The 17,716-nt window shown below is 36.7% G+C and carries 12 protein-coding genes, 2 tRNA genes and 1 pseudogene; 2 read left to right on the forward strand and 13 right to left on the reverse strand.

The window, feature by feature from the left end:
* Positions 1 to 9: 9 nt before the first annotated feature.
* Together rpoB and LDM92_RS03320 are read right to left on the reverse strand one after the other, a co-directional pair.
* A complete protein-coding gene (gene rpoB / locus LDM92_RS03315) occupies positions 10 to 3,648 on the reverse strand; it encodes a DNA-directed RNA polymerase subunit beta (RefSeq protein ID WP_223902006.1) in 3,639 nt (1,212 codons plus the stop codon).
* A gap of 210 nt (positions 3,649 to 3,858) precedes the next feature.
* Positions 3,859 to 6,357 carry an ATP-dependent Clp protease ATP-binding subunit gene (locus tag LDM92_RS03320; protein WP_223902196.1) on the reverse strand — a complete coding sequence of 833 codons (2,499 nt, stop codon included), beginning with the start codon at positions 6,355 to 6,357 and terminating at the stop codon, positions 3,859 to 3,861.
* Positions 6,358 to 6,722: 365 nt separating this feature from the next.
* Here LDM92_RS03320 and LDM92_RS03325 point away from each other — a divergent pair, with 365 nt between their 5' ends.
* The gene (locus tag LDM92_RS03325) at positions 6,723 to 6,887 is read left to right on the forward strand and encodes a hypothetical protein (RefSeq protein WP_223902007.1); all 165 of its coding nucleotides are present in this window, start codon (positions 6,723 to 6,725) and stop codon (positions 6,885 to 6,887) included.
* 421 nt (positions 6,888 to 7,308) lie between these two features.
* Here LDM92_RS03325 and LDM92_RS03330 read toward each other — a convergent pair.
* Positions 7,309 to 7,382: transfer RNA gene (locus LDM92_RS03330), tRNA-Pro, on the reverse strand.
* A 44-nt stretch (positions 7,383 to 7,426) separates the two neighbouring features.
* Positions 7,427 to 7,498, reverse strand: a tRNA-Gly gene (locus LDM92_RS03335).
* Positions 7,499 to 8,106: 608 nt separating this feature from the next.
* Between LDM92_RS03335 and LDM92_RS09870 the strand changes: the two are divergent.
* Positions 8,107 to 8,223: pseudogene (locus tag LDM92_RS09870) on the forward strand (DUF2785 domain-containing protein); the annotation flags it as partial.
* A gap of 375 nt (positions 8,224 to 8,598) precedes the next feature.
* Here LDM92_RS09870 and lysS read toward each other — a convergent pair.
* From lysS to LDM92_RS03385, 9 genes are all read right to left on the reverse strand, one after another.
* A complete protein-coding gene (gene lysS, locus LDM92_RS03345) occupies positions 8,599 to 10,140 on the reverse strand; it encodes a lysine--tRNA ligase (RefSeq protein ID WP_223902008.1) in 1,542 nt (513 codons plus the stop codon).
* 17 nt (positions 10,141 to 10,157) lie between these two features.
* Entirely contained in the window at positions 10,158 to 11,177 is a 1,020-nt protein-coding gene (gene dusB, locus LDM92_RS03350; RefSeq protein WP_223902009.1) for a tRNA dihydrouridine synthase DusB, read from the reverse strand.
* Between the two features lie 113 nt (positions 11,178 to 11,290).
* Positions 11,291 to 11,917, reverse strand: coding sequence for a histidine phosphatase family protein (locus tag LDM92_RS03355; RefSeq protein WP_223896390.1), 627 nt, complete (start codon positions 11,915 to 11,917; stop codon positions 11,291 to 11,293).
* 220 nt (positions 11,918 to 12,137) lie between these two features.
* Positions 12,138 to 13,013 carry an Hsp33 family molecular chaperone HslO gene (gene hslO, locus LDM92_RS03360; RefSeq protein ID WP_223902010.1) on the reverse strand — a complete coding sequence of 292 codons (876 nt, stop codon included), beginning with the start codon at positions 13,011 to 13,013 and terminating at the stop codon, positions 12,138 to 12,140.
* A 45-nt stretch (positions 13,014 to 13,058) separates the two neighbouring features.
* Positions 13,059 to 15,317: an ATP-dependent zinc metalloprotease FtsH gene (gene ftsH, locus LDM92_RS03365; RefSeq protein WP_187160518.1), complete on the reverse strand. Its 2,259-nt coding sequence runs from the start codon at positions 15,315 to 15,317 to the stop codon at positions 13,059 to 13,061.
* Between the two features lie 86 nt (positions 15,318 to 15,403).
* Positions 15,404 to 16,660 (reverse strand): tRNA lysidine(34) synthetase TilS, encoded by a 1,257-nt coding sequence (tilS, locus tag LDM92_RS03370; RefSeq protein ID WP_223902011.1) that lies wholly within the window; start codon positions 16,658 to 16,660, stop codon positions 15,404 to 15,406.
* Complete coding sequence (locus LDM92_RS03375; RefSeq protein ID WP_223902012.1) at positions 16,650 to 17,015, reverse strand: S1 RNA-binding domain-containing protein; 366 nt, start codon at positions 17,013 to 17,015, stop codon at positions 16,650 to 16,652. The genes tilS and LDM92_RS03375 overlap by 11 nt, the downstream gene beginning before the upstream one ends.
* The gene (locus tag LDM92_RS03380; RefSeq protein WP_223902013.1) at positions 17,015 to 17,389 is read right to left on the reverse strand and encodes an FtsB family cell division protein; all 375 of its coding nucleotides are present in this window, start codon (positions 17,387 to 17,389) and stop codon (positions 17,015 to 17,017) included. The genes LDM92_RS03375 and LDM92_RS03380 overlap by 1 nt, the downstream gene beginning before the upstream one ends.
* 78 nt (positions 17,390 to 17,467) lie before the next feature.
* Positions 17,468 to 17,710, reverse strand: coding sequence for an RNA-binding S4 domain-containing protein (locus LDM92_RS03385; protein ID WP_034981430.1), 243 nt, complete (start codon positions 17,708 to 17,710; stop codon positions 17,468 to 17,470).
* Between the last annotated feature and the right edge of the window lie 6 nt (positions 17,711 to 17,716).

Below are 17,716 nucleotides of genomic sequence, written 5' to 3' on the forward strand. Positions count from 1 at the left end.
ACCTCCTACTTATTGAGAAATCTTATTATCATCGTCAGATTGATCTACGGGGACATTTGGTTCTTCTGTTTCCGTTTTATTATCTTCAGAATCAGCGGTTTCTTCGGCTAACTTCTTCCGTTGTTGCTCTTCCGCCATCTTGGATAAGGTGTCAATGTTTAAATGTTCATTTGAATCATCATCCATATCACGTAATTCAATTTCTTTATGATTCATATCAAGAACACGGATATCCAGTCCTAATGATTGCAGTTCTTTAACAAGAACGCGGAATGATTCTGGGACACCAGGTTTAGGAATTCTTTCTCCTTTAACAATTGCTTCATATGCTTTAACACGACCAACAACATCATCTGACTTGTAGGTCAAAATTTCCTGCAAAGTATATGCAGCACCATAAGCTTCAAGGGCCCAAACTTCCATTTCACCGAAACGCTGACCACCAAACTGTGCTTTACCACCGAGAGGCTGTTGCGTTACTAATGAGTAAGGCCCAATTGAACGTGCGTGAATCTTATCATCAACCATGTGGGTCAACTTCAGATAATGCATGATACCAACAGAAACACGGTTATGGAATGGTTCACCTGTGCGGCCATCATAAAGAACGGTTTTACCATCTTTATCAATACCGGCCTTATGAACTGTATCCCAAACATCATCTTCACTTGCACCATCAAATACTGGTGTTGCCACATGAATACCTAAGTTATCTGCCGCACGGCCAAGGTGTAATTCCAAAAGCTGACCGATATTCATACGTGAAGGAACACCCATTGGGTTTAAGCAAATATCTACTGGAGTTCCATCTGGTAAGTATGGCATGTCTTCTTCTGGCACAACTGCGGCAACAGTACCTTTATTACCGTGACGACCAGACATCTTATCTCCAACTTGGATTTTTCTCTTTTGTGCAATATAAACTCTTACTAAAGTATTAACACCAGGAGAAAGTTCATCACCATTTTCTCTGGTATAAACTTTGACATCGCGGACAATACCGCCACCACCATGAGGAACACGCAATGATGTATCACGAACTTCGCGTGCTTTTTCACCAAAGATAGCATGAAGAAGTCTCTCTTCGGCTGATAATTCAGTGACACCTTTAGGTGTAACTTTACCAACCAGAATATCTCCATCATGTACTTCAGCACCTACACGAACAATACCTTGACTATCAAGATCTTTAAGTGCATCTTCACCAACATTTGGCAATTCACGGGTAATTTCTTCAGGGCCAAGCTTTGTGTCTCGAGCTTCGGATTCATAATCTTCAATACTAATTGAAGTATAAACATCGTCTTTAACAAGCCGCTCAGAAAGCATGATAGCATCTTCGTAGTTATACATATTCCAAGTCATAAAGGCGATAACAGGATTTTGACCAAGAGCCAGCTCACCATGATCCATTGTCGGACCATTGGCAATAACTTCACCTTTTTCAACCTTATCACCTAAATTAACGTTAGGAGTTTGATTGTATGATTTTGAATTATTTGAGCGACGATATTTTTCCAGTGTATATTTATCTAATGTGCTGTCATCACGTCTGACTCTAATTGTGTTAGCATCAACGTATTCAACGGTACCAGCAGCTTTTGCCAAAACAGCAGCTCCTGAGTCATGAGCCGCACGATATTCCATACCAGTACCAACAAGTGAGCTGTGAGGATTAATCAAAGGTGCAGCTTGTCTTTGTTGGTTAGCGCCCATTAATGCACGGTTAGAGTCATCGTTTTCCAAGAAAGGTATACATGCAGAAGCAACCGAAACAACTTGCTTAGGAATAACGTCCATGTAATCAATTTTATCTGGACTGACTTCGACGTTATCTTCTTTATGACGTGCTAAAACAAGATCATCTTTAAATGAGCCGTCTGGATTTAGAGGAGTATTAGCACCAGCAATAATATAGTTATCTTCAACATCAGCTGTAAGATAATCAATTTTGTTAGTAACTTTATGTGTTTCCCAGGAAACACGACGGTATGGTGTCTCAATAAAACCGTATTTGTTAATCACTGCATATGTAGCCAGTGAGTTAATTAAACCAATGTTAGGTCCTTCAGGAGTTTCAATTGGGCATAAACGACCATACTGAGTATAGTGCACGTCCCGCACTTCATATCCTGCACGATCACGAGTTAAACCACCAGGCCCTAAAGCTGACATACGACGCTTATGCGTTAATTCTCCTAGCGGGTTGTGCTGGTCCATAAATTGAGACAATTGTGATGAGCCAAAGAATTCTTTGATGCTGGCTACAATTGGTCTAATGTTAATCAATTGTTGTGGTGTAACAGTTGAAGGATCCTGAATTGACATTCTTTCTCTAACAACACGTTCCATCCGCGCCAAACCAATTCTAAACTGATTTTGCAGCAATTCGCCCACGCGACGAATACGACGGTTACCAAGGTGATCAATATCATCAGTTGTACCAATTTCATCTTGTAATAGGAAGAAATAATTAATTGATGCCAGAACGTCAGCTGGTGTCAGATATTTAACTTTCTTATCAATATGACCATTAGAAATCAATTTGACAACACGTTCTGGATTTACTTTGGAGTAAACTTTGATTTCCTGAACGTTTATTGGATCAGGTAATACACCTTCTTGAGATGGTTGGTAAGTAACCATCTTAAAGTCATCACGATCAAGATACTTTTCAAGTGTATCCATTACTTCGTGTGTTACAACAGTACCTTTTTTAGCAATAATTTCACCTGTATCAGGATCTGCTAGCGTTTCTGCTAAAGTTTGACCATATAAGCGACTCTTTAAAGATAACTTTTTGTTAACCTTGTAGCGACCAACAGGTGCTAAATCGTAACGACGTGGGTCAAAGAAACGTGCATAAAGCAGTGATCTTGAAGAATCAGTCGTCTTGGGCTCACCAGGACGTAGACGTTCATAAATATCCTTTAATGCTTCTGCTACACGAGAATCAGCGGGATTTTTATGGACGTCCTTATCCAAAGTAAATTGTAATGTATCACTTTGGCCAAAAAGATCTAAAATTTCGTCATCTGAACCAATTCCAAGCGCTCTGATTAAAACAGTCAAAGGCAACTTACGGGTACGGTCAACACGAACATAGGAAACATTTTTAGCATCAGTCTCATATTCAAGCCAGGCACCACGGTTAGGAATTACTGTAGTACCAAATATTTGGCGCCCATTTTTATCATAATCGCCAGAATAATAAACACTTGGCGACCTAACCAACTGTGAAACGATAACTCTTTCAGCACCATTAATAATAAATGAGCCAGATTCAGTCATTAAAGGCAAATCACCGAAGAAAACATCCTGCGTTTTGATTTCACCGGTTTTTTGATTAGTTAATTTTAAAGTAACGTGCATGGGAGCAGCATAAGTTGCATCATGATCACGTGCTTCGTCAACGGTATATTTTGGCTTTTGCAGTTTATAGCCCAAATATTCCAGGGAAAGCTTACCTGAAAAGTCACTAATTGGCATGATATCGTCAAAAACGTCTTTAATACCCTCATCCAAAAACCATTGGTATGATTCGGTCTGCACATCTGTCAAGTTAGGCAGATCCAGCACTTCTTTAATGCGGGAAAAGCTACGTCTTGTCCGATGTTTGCCAAAATTCACTACGTGTCCATTTAACAAGGAGAAAACACCCTTTCTGTCAGAGAAAGCTAATATTACATTTTGATTACAAATTCAAAAAGCCGGAATTTTATGCATAAAAAAGACAAAAACAACAATTGTCGTTTTTGTCCTTTATTATTTTGCTGGACAATAGATCAGCAAAATCCTGAAAATCAGCCTTTTAATCACGCACTACTATAACAAACTATTACAAGTGTGTCAATTAATTTACTTTGCCCCTACTAAGTTATTTTTATCTTCTTTATTAACTTCAAATTTTAAATGATTGTGACTGCAACCAATTTTAAGAATATCACCACTATTAAGATCGCCCTTGATCAACATTGTAGCAATTTCATCTTCAATATCTTTTTGAATTGCACGACGCAGGGGTCTTGCGCCCATTTCGGGATTATAACCATCTTTTGCAATTTTATCTAGAGCCGCACGAGAAATTTTGAGCTGTACGCCTTGCTTATGCAAACGATCTATTAGTTTACGAGTTAAAAGAGTAACAATTTGACGTAATTGTTTTTGATTAAGCTCATCAAAAATGACTGTTTCGTCAATTCTATTCAGAAACTCAGGTCTAAAGAATTGCTTTAATGCTTCACGAACGCGATCCTGACGCAGTTTTATCTGACTCGTATTATCAGCATTAAATCCTACAGCCTTAGTTTCAAACAGCGAACGGGAACCCAGATTAGAGGTCATAATAATAATTGTATTTTTGAAGTCTATCTTCCGGCCCTTGGAATCAGTCAAAAAGCCATCTTCCAGAACTTGTAACAATAAATTAAATACATCTGGATGGGCCTTTTCTACTTCATCAAATAGTACGACCGAGTATGGATGCCGACGAACTTGTTCAGTCAATTGACCGCCTTCATCATAGCCAACGTATCCTGGAGCAGAACCAATTAACTTACTATTAGCAATTTGATCCATATATTCAGACATATCAATTCTAATCAAATTGTTTTCAGAACCAAATATGGCTGCGGCAATTGCTTTTGCCAATTCGGTTTTACCAACACCTGTCGGTCCCAAAAACAAGAAGGAACCAATCGGTCTATTTTCATCTTTAATACCGCTGCGACTACGGCGCACTGCCCGGCTAACAGCAGAAACTGCTTTTTCCTGACCAATAATCCGTTTATGCAGGTCTTTTTCAAGGTTAGCCAAATGCTTGGTTTCATCACGATTCATTTGGGTAACAGGAACACCAGTCCAATTTGAAACTACCTTTGCAACATCTTCTGCTTGCACTGTAGCATCCTTGTTAGTTGCCAAATCAAATTTGGCTGTTAATTCGTCCTGTCTTCTTTGTAAACTGTTTTGTCTTTCTTGGAGTTGCGCAGCCTTGACAAAGTTCTGATTAACAGCAGCATGATTTTTTTCACTAATAACTTTTTCAATTTGGTCATTAAGTTGCAATAACTGATTGTTAGAACCTTTACCTGACTTAATCTTAACCGCAGCACTTGCCTCATCAATCAAATCGATTGCTTTATCCGGTAAGTAACGATTAGAAATATAGCGACTTGAAAGATCAACAGCATTTTCTAATGCAGACTGTGATATTTTTACGTGATGAAATTTTTCATATTTTGATTTCAGTCCGTTTAAAATTGCCAGCGTTTCAGTGCGAGAAGGTTCATTCAATCGTACAATTTGAAAACGACGTGCTAATGCTTGATCCTTTTCAACATATTTTTGATATTCATCAAAAGTTGTGGCACCAATCATTTGAATATCGCCACGCGCTAAAGATGGCTTTAAAATATTAGCTGCATCAATTGAGCCTTCAGCGCCACCGGCTCCAATGAGTGTGTGCATTTCATCCACAAAAAGAATGATGTTGCCATTTGCAGTGATTTCTTTAATGATTTTTTTCATGCGGTCTTCAAATTCACCACGGTATTTAGTGCCGGCAACAAGACCACCTAAGTCAAGTGACACCACTTGCTTTTTTAATAAATCGTGTGGGACTTTTTTCGCAACAATGGCAGTTGCTATCGCTTCTGCCACTGCCGTCTTACCAACACCCGGTTCCCCAATTAAAACCGGATTATTTTTATTACGCCGGGATAAAATTTCAATAACTCGAGCTACTTCTCGATCTCGACCAATAACAGGATCTATTTCACCATTTTCAGCTCGTTCGTTTAAATTAACTGAAACCTGATCAAGAGTTGGCGTACTTGAATTTTTATTAGTGCTTTCTTCAGTGCCATTAAAACTGGACCAGCTACTATCATCAGATTGATCACTGTTATCCATGTCTTGTTCGTCTTCACCTAAACTGTGTAAAATGTCATTACGCAGACCATCAAGATCAATATTTAAATTACGTAAGATTACAGATGCCAATATTTGTTCATTGAGCACCATGCCTAACAGAATATGGCAGGTTCTAATTTTAGAGGAACCCTCACGTTCTGCTAAAGTGCCAGCATATGCCAAAACCATGCTGAGGCGCGGTGACATTTGCATGTAACTGGTTTTACCAGCTGAACCATAGCCTGTATAACGTTCAATTTCTTCACGAATCGCTTTCGGTGTTGCACCCCAAGCCCGCAAATTTTTGCCGGCTTCACCATCAGATTCAATTACCATCGCAAGTAGTACGTGTTCAGTACCAATTAAACGATGATGAAAATTCTGTGCTTGTTCACGTGCAATTTCTAATACTTGATTTGCACTGGTTGTATAAGATTTTTTCATCATTGCACCACCTTTAAAAAATGACGTGTATACACTATAAACCTTTTTGACAATTTGTAAAATATTCTGTTTACAGCAGAAATCTTAGTGTCAAAAAACTTTGCAATCATTATATCAAATACAAGCAGTTCGTGCGACCCTATCCTTCTTTATTATTAAAATTAGAAAAAGTTAATTATAGCTGTTTATGCTAACAAATGTTAACCTTATTCAAAAAATAAATGTCTTGTTTTCACTTAACTAATTTTAATATATAGCCTAAACTAGCTTTTGTAGCTAGTTTTTTGTATTATTTATTATTGCTTTGAGTGATTCAAAATGGCTAATGACAGAAATTTGTAATCAAGAACAAAGAGAGAATCAACGTGGAAAATAAATTTAAATTAATTCTTCCTTCTGAGGAACAAATCAGAAAATTATCTATGCCTAGAAGTAAACAAGAAAAACAGCTTATTCATGAATATAGAAATAATCAGATTCAGAATAATAAACCTTTGATACGAGTTTTAAAAAGATTAAGTAAAACTTAAATATAAGGTCGGATTAATACCCCGTCTATTTTTGACGCACAAAATCAAAAAGTGATGAAATGATATGAAACATAAACTGACTGTAAAACAATAAAAGTTTTGCAATGAGTACAATACAGAATAATGCCTTAGAAGCTGAACTAAACGCTAGTTATAGCAATCATACTGATTATTCTATTGAAATTATAAACTTGAACTTTTTTCTTAAAACGAATTTTTCAGTCTGAAGAAAAGACCTAAATAAAAGCTGTAGTACACAAAATAGATATTGCAACTTATTTTATCAACTGCAATTACCATTTTTACTCCAAATATGAAGTTTTTTAGCCAATTTTGAGCGAGTTTCAGAAAATTTGAAAAAGCAAAAAATGCCTTTATACCAGCGTTTAAGCCATCTGATATAAAGGCAAAATCTTCTTTATCGGGAAAACAGGATTCGAACCTGCGACCTCTACGTCCCGAACGTAGCGCTCTACCAAGCTGAGCTATTTCCCGTTTATTAAAAAAACTCACCGCTTTTGGTGAGTCTTTTTCTTGAGAGCGGAAGACGGGATTCGAACCCGCGACCCCCACCATGGCAAGGTGATGTTCTACCACTGAACTACTTCCGCAAGACAAATATTATTATAGCAAATCAATCTCAATTTGCAACCTTTTTTATCAAAATAAATCGCTGAAATTAGCATTCTAACGGGAAAGCTTGTCAGCTTAGAGTTTATATATGTAACTTTTTTTAGATTTCACGCTTTTTAGATGCAATTTTTTTACAAAAAATACCTGTCGGAATTAGATTATAAAAAAGTAATTAATGGAAAAAGTCATAAGGATACAAAATGCAAAAATATTTGGAAAGAATGGTTCAATTAGAGCCCCGTAAACTAAGCTTTACGGATAATTAAATTGACTTCATATTATAAAATATTGGCAATTTGGATCCTTACTTGCGGGATGACATTGTTTATACTCTTTTTGCCCGATGTTTTACTAAAGTTTCATTTACGTCTAAGCAGAAAGCAAAGATTGTTAGAAATTTTATTAGTTCAAAAATCTTTTTAAGGACATCGATCAGCCTGAAAATGTTTTGATCTTTCTCAGAACGTTTAGCGCATTACTTGGTCCCTCATTCTCGATAACGATCAAAAACAACCAATTTAAATATGGCTGACCGCAAAACCATTTTCAACTGGGGAATTGCCTATTTTAAAAAACAGACTTTCGCGGTTATGTTAAAAATAAAAGTTGGGCTTATAGCGTTGCTCATGGCAGCGACTTTCTAGGCTCCGCTTTAAGTCATCCCAATTTTACGGTAAATAATACTCCTAATATTTTGCCTTAATTAAATGGTTTTTCAAAATCTGCAAGGACCATTTATTTATGATGAGAAACAACGGATAGCTTTTACCTTTTTTCAAGGTGTTCATTTCTGTAAAATATCGACTCCTGAATTTAATTCTTTTATTAACTGCTGTAACAAGAAAATCTATCACCAACTTGCAGAATATGACCGTAACAGTTGGTATTGATTAAGTTCCTAATTAAAGTTACTGCAAAACTGGTATTTTTATTTTTCAAATCAGTCTGTTAAAGATAATCTGCTCAAAAAGATCTCTGAATATAATGAACAAATGGAATACAAACTGTAAACAAAATAAAAATGAGTCCTAAAAGTAATATTCTTTTAGAACTCATCTTTAAAATATTTCCTTAATTATTATTTGCTCTTTTTCTTCAAGTCTTCCTTGACTTCCCGATCAATATCTTCAACCTTTTCAGGACGCATTGTTGGGAATAAAAGCACATCCCTGATTGCAGGTGCATCTGTCAAAAGCATTACCAATCTATCGATTCCGATGCCCAAACCACCTGTTGGCGGCATACCATATTCCATAGCACGCAGGTAATCTTCATCAATCATATCAGCCTCATCGTTTCCAGCTTCACGCTCTGCCATTTGCGCTTCAAAACGTTCGCGCTGGTCATCAGGGTCATTTAATTCAGAAAAGGCATTGCCGTACTCTTCGCCCATAATGTAAATTTCAAAACGATCGGTAAACCGAGGATCATCAGCATTTTTCTTAGCCAATGGTGAAATTTCAACTGGGTGACCGTAAACAAAAGTAGGGTCAACAATTGTTTCTTCGCAATATTTTTCAAAGAAGGCGTTAATGATATGACCAACTTTCCAGAAGCTTTCAACCTTGATGTCGTGGTCTTCAGCAATTTTTGTAGCTTCTTCAACGCTCATCTTTTGCCAAAAATCAACACCAGTCTTCTCTTTAATCATATCTACCATATGAACGCGACGGAAAGGCTTACCCAAATCAATGTTTGTACCCTGATAAGTAACTTTACCATCTTCTGATACAACTTTGGCAGCTGCACGAATGATTCCTTCTGCTTCATCCATAACATCATGGAAATCCCAGTAAGCACAGTAAGTCTCAAGTTCAGTAAATTCAGGGTTATGGTGAGTATCAAGGCCTTCATTTCTGAATACCCGACCAATTTCGTAAACTCTTTCCATATCACCGACAATCAGACGCTTTAAAGGTAATTCCAAAGCAATTCTCATGTACAAGTCAATATCTAAAGCGTTGTGATGAGTAATAAATGGCCGTGCTTCGGCACCACCTGGAATATTGTGCAGAACGGGAGTTTCAACTTCCAAAAAGTCCTTACTATTCAAATAATCACGGATAGCTTGGATAATTTTAGTCCGATTTACAAAACGCTCGTAACTTTCACGGTTAGTAATTAAATCAAGATAACGTTGACGATATATTTGTTCAACGTCTTTTAAACCATGATATTTTTCAGGCAATGGCCGTAAAGCTTTGGATAAAAAGGTAACATGAGTTGCGCGAATCGTTAACTCACCGGTATCAGTTTTCATAACTTCACCATCAATGCCTAAGAAATCACCAATATCGGACTTCTTAAAGATCTTATAATTGTCTTCACCGACAATGTCCTTACGAACATAAATCTGTATTTTGCCTGTCCGATCATAGAGATCCGCAAAACCGACTTTACCTTTACCCCTTTTAGCCAGCATTCTGCCAGCAATTTTGGTCTTAGGCAATTCTTTATTTAGCTCGTCTTTATCATCTTGAGAATATTTTTTATTCAAAGACCGCGCTAAGTCTTGCCGATCGAACTTTCTCATTCCAAAAGGTTCGATGCCATTTTCTCTTAATTCGTCTAATTTTTGGCGTCGAACGATTAATTGGTCATTCATTTCATTTTTAGCCAATTACATTTCCTCCATTATTAATTAACTTCACTTCTGACAGCCCTTTGTTTTTGCCTTTTTTCATAATCATCAACGAAATTGTCAAGCAAATCATAAACTTCTTGTGCCGTCCAAACCTCATTTATTTTAGCACGAGTACGTGCAGAACGGGGAACTCCCTTTAAATAATAGGATGCTTGCTGGCGAAATTCAGGAACTGCAATCTTTTCCCCTTTTAATTCAACTAAACCTTTTAATTGGTGTTTAGCTGTAGCAACCTTTTCACGGACAGTCTGCGGTTTGAGTTTCTCACCGGTTTCTAAATAGTGCACCATATTTTTAACTATCCAGGGATTGCCCAAGGCTGCCCGACCTATCATAACTGCAGTTGATCCAATCTCATCCAAAGCTTTTTTAGCTAATTCCGGCGTCGTTATATCACCGTTAGCCACAAAAGGAATGTCAAGCACTTGAGCTACATCGTGCAACGTTTCCCAATCAGCTTCTCCCATGTACATTTGCTTACGAGTTCTGCCATGCATTGCGATCATGCTGGCACCGGCTTCCTGAGCAGCTAAAGCATTTTCTACTGCAAAAATATGCTTGCGATCCCAGCCAATGCGCATTTTGACAGAAACTGGTTTTTGCACATTTTGGACAACTTTATGTACCATTTGGTAAATTTTATTAGAATCAAGCAGCCATTTAGATCCCGCATCTGTTTTCGTTACTTTAGGAACCGGACATCCCATATTAATATCAATAATATCAGCAGCAGTATGTTGGTCAATATATTGTGCTGCTTCAAGTAAAGTATCTTCAGTACCACCAAATATTTGAATACTCATAGGATGTTCTTGCGGGTTAACCTTCATCATTGACATAGTTTTCTTATTACGATAAATAATGCCATGATCTGAGATCATTTCACAGACAACTAAACCAGCCCCAAATTCTTTACAAATCATTCTAAAGGCAGAATTTGACACTCCAGCCATTGGCGCCACCACAACACGATTGGGAATAGTTATATCACGAATTTTCCAACTGTTATCCACTAAATCACCCTTTCAAAACACCATAATATCTTAACAAAAAGGATTCTATAAGCAAAATTCATGGTACTTTTCGTAACAAAAAGTTAACCCTTGATATCTATATAAATCTTTAATTACTTTTCGATAAAAAATTTTCCAGGTGCAACTCTATTATAATAACGCAAAAACGGTTTTTTGCTAGCTTCATCAACTGAAATGTTAATTACACCAGCATTTTGTATTTCACCAACCAAAGTTATTTTGGGGATGCCTAAAACATTCTGAACCAATGAACGAGAAGCTGTTCCGTGAAAGACCAATAAAACTGACTCGTCTTTGTGATTATTGATTAAGTCATGCCAGAAATCCATTAATCTATTTGCTAAATGTTGGTATGTTTCTCCTGTACAATAATCACTATAATTTTCTTTAAAATAGCCTAATTCATCAAATACTTGAGGATATTTTTCAATTATATCTTGTACATCTTGACCATCCCAGTTGCCGTAGTTCATTTCGCTTAAACGGTCATCAACAATAATTTCATGCTTGCCTTGGTTTAAAATTTCTGCAGTTTCACGAGCCCTTTTTAAAGGACTACTATACACACAATCAATTTTGTTAATATCAAAACTATCTCTTAAATTTTCTGCCTGCTTTTTACCTTTTTCATTCAGTGGTAGATTTGTTCCTGACCCGTTAATACCAAAAGTTTTATTAGTATCTGTTTGGCCGTGACGAACAATATACACATTCAGCATTTAATTTTCTCCTTTTCTTTTCATCCATCTCTTTCATTATAGCAAAATTGGTACTGACCGCATCTTTAATCTTAAAAAACCTAAGAACTATAATGTTATTTTGGGTATTCCAATTCTATTAATTACCTGTCGTAGATATTTCCCAACCAATTTTCTTTTCCCTCAAAATTCTGACTAAAATGAATCAAAGCATACTTATCACTAATACGACGATAACTTATTATTTAATTTTAGTCAAAATCGCTTTTAATTCTTTTTCGGAAAAATGATACTTATTGCCACAAAAACTACAAGTCAGTTCGGCTCCGTGATCTTCATTTATCATGGCTTCGATTTGACTTTTTTTCATTGTTCCTAAAATCTTACCATATTTTTCTTTAGAACAATCACACCTAAAGGCAACCTCATCTTTTTCTAAAATCTTACAGTCATCGCCTAGAATCATAGTTGCCAATTTTTCAGGAGTCAGACCAGCTAAAAATGCAGTAGAAAGTGCCGGTAAATTGTTGATACGTTCAATAGTTTTCGTAATTAAACTGTCTGAAGCACCCGGCAATGCTTGCAGCATAAATCCACTTGCTTCACCGATAGTATTATTAGGATTGACAAATACAGATAAACCAACAGCTGAAGGTATTTGTTCTGATTTTGTTAAATAATAGGCAATGTCTTCAGCAATTTCACCGGAAACAATAGGTACTTGACCCGTATATGGTTCCTTTAAGCCCAAGTCTTTAGTTACTTCAAGCCAACCTTCGCCAACTGCTTTTTTAACATCAATATGACCATTCTTTTTTGGTGGTAATGCAATATGGGGATTTTTAACGTAACCTTTAACAGTTAAATCTGATTTAGCTGTGACTATCGTTGGACCTACTGGACCATTGCCTAAAAGTCTGATAGTCAACTCTTCCTTGTCTGTAAGCTCTGCTCCTGCCAGTAAAACACCTGCTATTAAACTACGTCCAAGAACAGCTGAAGAAGCTGACCAAGTATCATGACGAGTTTGTGCCTCTTGAACCAATCCTTTGGCAGTTATTGTTAATAGGCGCAAGTTTTTCGATTTATCAATTGCTTTAACTAAATAATCATTCATTTTATTCTCCTAAAAAAATAGAGCCTAATTTGTAGGCCCTATTACTTATTCTTGAGGATGATCATGATCATTAGATGACTGATCAGTATCACTAGAATCTTGCTTTCCTGTATAATTTTCATTTTCAGACTCTGAAGAATTTAACTCATGTTCTTTTTCTTCTTTATCTAGTTCTGATTCTTTTGGAAATTCATACTTTTCTGGATTTTCAGGATTGCTTTCCTCTGCTTCCTCGTTCTTTTGGGCAGGTGATTCTAAAGAATTATCTCTTTCTTCCTGTGTCTTTTCAGAATTTACAGAGTTCTTTTTCTGAGAATGATTCTCTTTCTTTTCAGCAGCTGCTTTAGCTTCCTCATAAGTTGAAGCCTTTGATTCACTAGGATATTCCTGCTCAGTTTTTTCAGGCATCTTGCCCGTTGTGTAGAGAGACATAATCTGCTTTTCATCTAGAGTTTCATACTTAAGCAAAGCTTCAGCAATAATGCGATGTTTTTCGCGATTATTTTTTACAATTTCAACTGCTTTGGTATGAGCTTCATCAAGTAACTTCTTAACTGCCTCATCAATTTTGGCAGAAGTTGCTTCACTATATGGTTTAAAGCCATACGGATTGGTTTCGCCTTCTTTTTCCAGTTCAACCATTCCTAATGAATCCGTCATTCCGTAGTTAACTACCATACTATGAGCAATTTGTGTTGCTTGTTCAAAGTCGTTAGAAGCACCTGTTGACTGGTCTCCAACTACCACTTCTTCACCAGCACGACCACCCATCAGACCAACGATTTGTTCCATTAACTGTTTTTTGGTTAGCAGGAACTGATCATCTTTAGGCAACATCAAGTTATAACCACCTGTTCTGCCGTGAGGTACAATGGTGACTTTACGCACCGTTCTGGAATCACTAAGCACTAAACCACAAATAGAGTGACCGGCTTCATGGAAAGCAACTCGACGCCTTTCTTTTTGAGAAATCAAGCTATTTCTCTTAGCAGGACCGGCAATAACGCGATCTTCAGCTTCATCCAAATCAGCAGCAGTAATATTGGTACCATTGCGTCTGGCTGCAAGCAGTGCAGCTTCATTAAGTAAGTTAGCTAGGTCTGCACCAACAAAACCTGGTGTTTGACGAGCAATTTCCTTTAAGTCAACGTCATCAGCTAACGGCATATTCTTGGCATGAACACGTAAAATAGCTTCACGACCGCGAACATCAGGAGTTCCAACCAAAATTTTTCTGTCAAATCTACCCGGCCTTAGTAAAGCCGGATCTAAGACATCGGAACGGTTAGTAGCTGCAATAACGATTACGCCTTCATTACCTTCAAAACCGTCCATCTCAACTAATAACTGGTTTAAAGTTTGTTCACGTTCATCATTGCCACCGCCACTGGCATTGCCACCACGTCTACGTCCAATGGCATCAATTTCGTCGATAAATATAATACTTGGAGCATTTTTCTTGGCATTAGTAAATAAATCACGTACACGACTAGCACCAACACCAACAAACATTTCAACAAAGTCAGAACCTGAAATTGAGAAAAATGGTACATTCGCTTCACCCGCTACGGCACGAGCAAGCAACGTTTTACCAGTACCCGGAGGCCCCTCAAGTAAAACACCAGACGGAATTTTGGCACCGAGTTTAGTAAATTTAGCCGGATTCTTTAAGAATTCAACCACTTCTACTAATTCTTGCTTTTCTTCCTCTTCACCAGCAACATCAGAGAAACGAACTTTATTTTTCTTTGGATCCTCAGGTTTAACGTGAGAGCGACCAAAGTTCATAATACCGCCGTTGCCACCTCGGCCACCGCCACTTTGACTAACCATCATCCAAAGCATCACGATAAAGAGAATAGTTGGCACCAGCATTACAATTGTGGAAATCCAGTTACCAGACTGTGACTCCCCTTGAGTCGTCATCTTAGTGCTGCTCTTTTGAGCTAAATCTTGTACTTTAGACACGCTCGAATCGTTTTGCAACATTGTAGTTGAAAAACGTGATACTTTTGAGCCTGAATTGCCATTAAAAAAGTCAAAACTGTTTTTTGACTGGCTTTTACTTTCCTGTGTTTCCTTATAACTACCTGAAACAGTATAAACACCATTTGCAGGCTGAACGTTAAAATTCTTAACTTTTCCCTTGCGCAAATCACTGACAAATTCAGAGTAGCTGATATTTTCGCTGCTACCAGAATTATCTGATCCACCAAGTGCCCAGTTGATTCCTCCTAATAACAAGAGAAAAACAACTATATAGAAAAGACCATTTGAAAACAGCCGATTCCGGTTATTTTTCATAAAAAACCTCCACAAAGTTTCTAGAGATATACGAATAAAAGTTTATCACAAATTTAGGTTGTGCTCTAATAATTTAAAATTTCTTATTAAATGTCTTCATACAAAAAGTAATTTGTCTCGTTAGAACTGATCATTTGATTAGAGTAAGTTCTTTCAATAAAAACGACTTTATTACCAACATAAATAGTCAAGCAATAGGGTCGCAATATATTTGGAATACTACTTTGAGCAAATTTTTTCTTACTCTTTGTATGATTACCATTTTGCAATAACAATTTTGTCCCAGGCTTGATTGGACCTACCCTAATTTGTTTTTGATTTTCTGCAACAAACTGACCAATTAATTTTTGGGACTTTTCTGGCTTTATTGAAAGCAAAAATCTACGATTATTAAAAGAAAATTCTTGACCAATGCTGACTTTTTGGGATATAGGTAAAGCAGGTAATTTATTAAAAAGATAAAAAAAACCTTGGTACTCAATTAAAGTGAAATTGGCTAAATTCTTATTAACGCGTTCATGCCACTTATGCCATATAAAATTCTGCCAAAATGCAGTTTTTTCTTCAATGGCCAAATCTGCTAAAGCACTTATTTCCAAACGGTAAGCTATTCCTAAAAAAAATTCCGGTTGCTGCAACCGAGCAAAACTTTTATTTGCTATTGTAGTTAGCAAACTAACTTCTTCGCTAAACCTAAGAGCATTTTGACCTACTTGCTTGTTTTCCTTTTTGAGCAAAGGAATTACATGGTGGCGCAGCTTATTTCGCAGAGTGTCATCTTCGTAGTTAGTCTTGTCAATCACGTAAGATATTTGTCGTTTCTGGTCGTATAACAATAAGTCCTCTTTTTTCTTACTTAAAAGTGGCCTTAATAAAGTCATGCCTTGAACTTTGCCAACTGCCCTTAAACTATTCATTTCGTTAGGATTTCCAGACCGTATAAACTTGAGCAAAATATTCTCAAGCAAATCATCCATATGATGTGCTGTTAATAAGTAATCGCCCTGATTTTGCTGCATTACGTTTACCAAAAAATTATAGCGGTACTTTCTGGCAGCAGCTTCTATCCCAGTAGCAGGATGTAAATTTTGAGGCCAAATTTCATTAACTGACTGAATATTTTTATCCTTGCAGTATGCAGAAATTACTCTTTCTTCTTCCAAAGAATCAGACCTGAGTTTGTGGTCTAAATGAGCTGCTATCAACTTAAATTGATATCGCTTCTTTATTTGATAAAGCAGATCAAGCAGGGCCAAAGAGTCTGGCCCTCCGCTAACCGCGACAACAAGCGTTTTACCGGTTAACGGCAAATGATTTTCTTTAAAAAAGTGATCAATTTGCATAACTAATCAAATCTTTTTCTAATTTTTTGATTTCTTTTTTAGCATCAGATACTGTTGTAGACAATACTCTGGTAAAATCAGCTTTTTTAGTGTCGGAAAAAGAATTAGTATGATCAATTAAATCGGGATCATTAACTCTCATTTTGGAGAGACCAATTTTACCTTTATAGTTATGAATAATTACTAGTCGTATGTGCTCACCAACATGATAATTATTTTTTTCACGTAACCAATTATTGCCAAAATCACTATGATGAACTAATCCCGTCTTATGATGAGAAAGCGTAACAAAAATGCCTAAGTCATTAATGTTATTAATAGTTCCTGTCACTCTCTGTCCAACTTGGTATTTCATTAATTATTATTTTTTCCTTCAGGTAAATTGTAAATTGTTTCGTTTGGTTTAGAATACAAAAACTTGAACCGCACCAGTTTAGCCACGTAATCAGGATCTTTTAAATCGTTTCTTTTTGATATTAAAATCTGCTTTTGATTGTTTATTTTTTTAAGAGCCTTCTTAGATGTTTGTACTTGACTATTAATATGTTCCGTTTGGGCATGAGTAACTCCAATTTGCACGCCCAGAAAGGCAAAAATAGCCACAAAAACTGCAATAATCCGGTTTCGTCTAACACGATGTACTTCTTTTGCTCTTTTTTCCTGTTTACGTTTCAGACGAGCTACCTGCTCTTCCGGACTAAGTGAATTATATATACGTGGACCGTTCATAACTTTGACCTCTATTACCAAAAACGAATACTATTTTAATTATAACAAGACCACTTATAAATGTCATTAAAGATAAAACTAATTTATCAATTCGTATAATTCACTTGCTTCGGCTTTTTTCGTAGTTTCTTTAATGGCACAGACTTTAGCTTTGACTTCTTTCGAGCCATAACCAACTTCAATAATATCTCCAATCTTAACATCGTAACTGGATTTTACGACGTGATCATTTACCTTGATTCGACCTTGATCTGCCATTTCTTTAGCTATTGGACGCCTTTTAACTAATCTTGAAACTTTTAAAAATTTATCAATTCTCATTTCTTT

This window comes from Lactobacillus laiwuensis, from assembly GCF_019972835.1.
In the GTDB taxonomy this organism is placed as follows: Bacteria; Bacillota; Bacilli; order Lactobacillales; family Lactobacillaceae; genus Lactobacillus; species Lactobacillus laiwuensis.

Bases quoted from the DNA above. Each gene is read 5' to 3' on its own strand.
- LDM92_RS03320 (WP_223902196.1), bottom strand. From the start codon at position 6,357: ATGAAAAAATCTTATACAACCAGTGCAAATCAAGTATTAGAAATTGCA.
- LDM92_RS03355 (WP_223896390.1), bottom strand. From the start codon at position 11,917: ATGCTGAATGTGTATATTGTTCGTCACGGCCAAACAGATACTAATAAA.
- hslO (WP_223902010.1), bottom strand. From the start codon at position 13,013: ATGAATGATTATTTAGTTAAAGCAATTGATAAATCGAAAAACTTGCGC.
- ftsH (WP_187160518.1), bottom strand. From the start codon at position 15,317: ATGAAAAATAACCGGAATCGGCTGTTTTCAAATGGTCTTTTCTATATA.
- tilS (WP_223902011.1), bottom strand. From the start codon at position 16,660: ATGCAAATTGATCACTTTTTTAAAGAAAATCATTTGCCGTTAACCGGT.
- LDM92_RS03375 (WP_223902012.1), bottom strand. From the start codon at position 17,015: ATGAAATACCAAGTTGGACAGAGAGTGACAGGAACTATTAATAACATT.
- LDM92_RS03380 (WP_223902013.1), bottom strand. From the start codon at position 17,389: ATGAACGGTCCACGTATATATAATTCACTTAGTCCGGAAGAGCAGGTA.
- LDM92_RS03385 (WP_034981430.1), bottom strand. From the start codon at position 17,710: ATGAGAATTGATAAATTTTTAAAAGTTTCAAGATTAGTTAAAAGGCGT.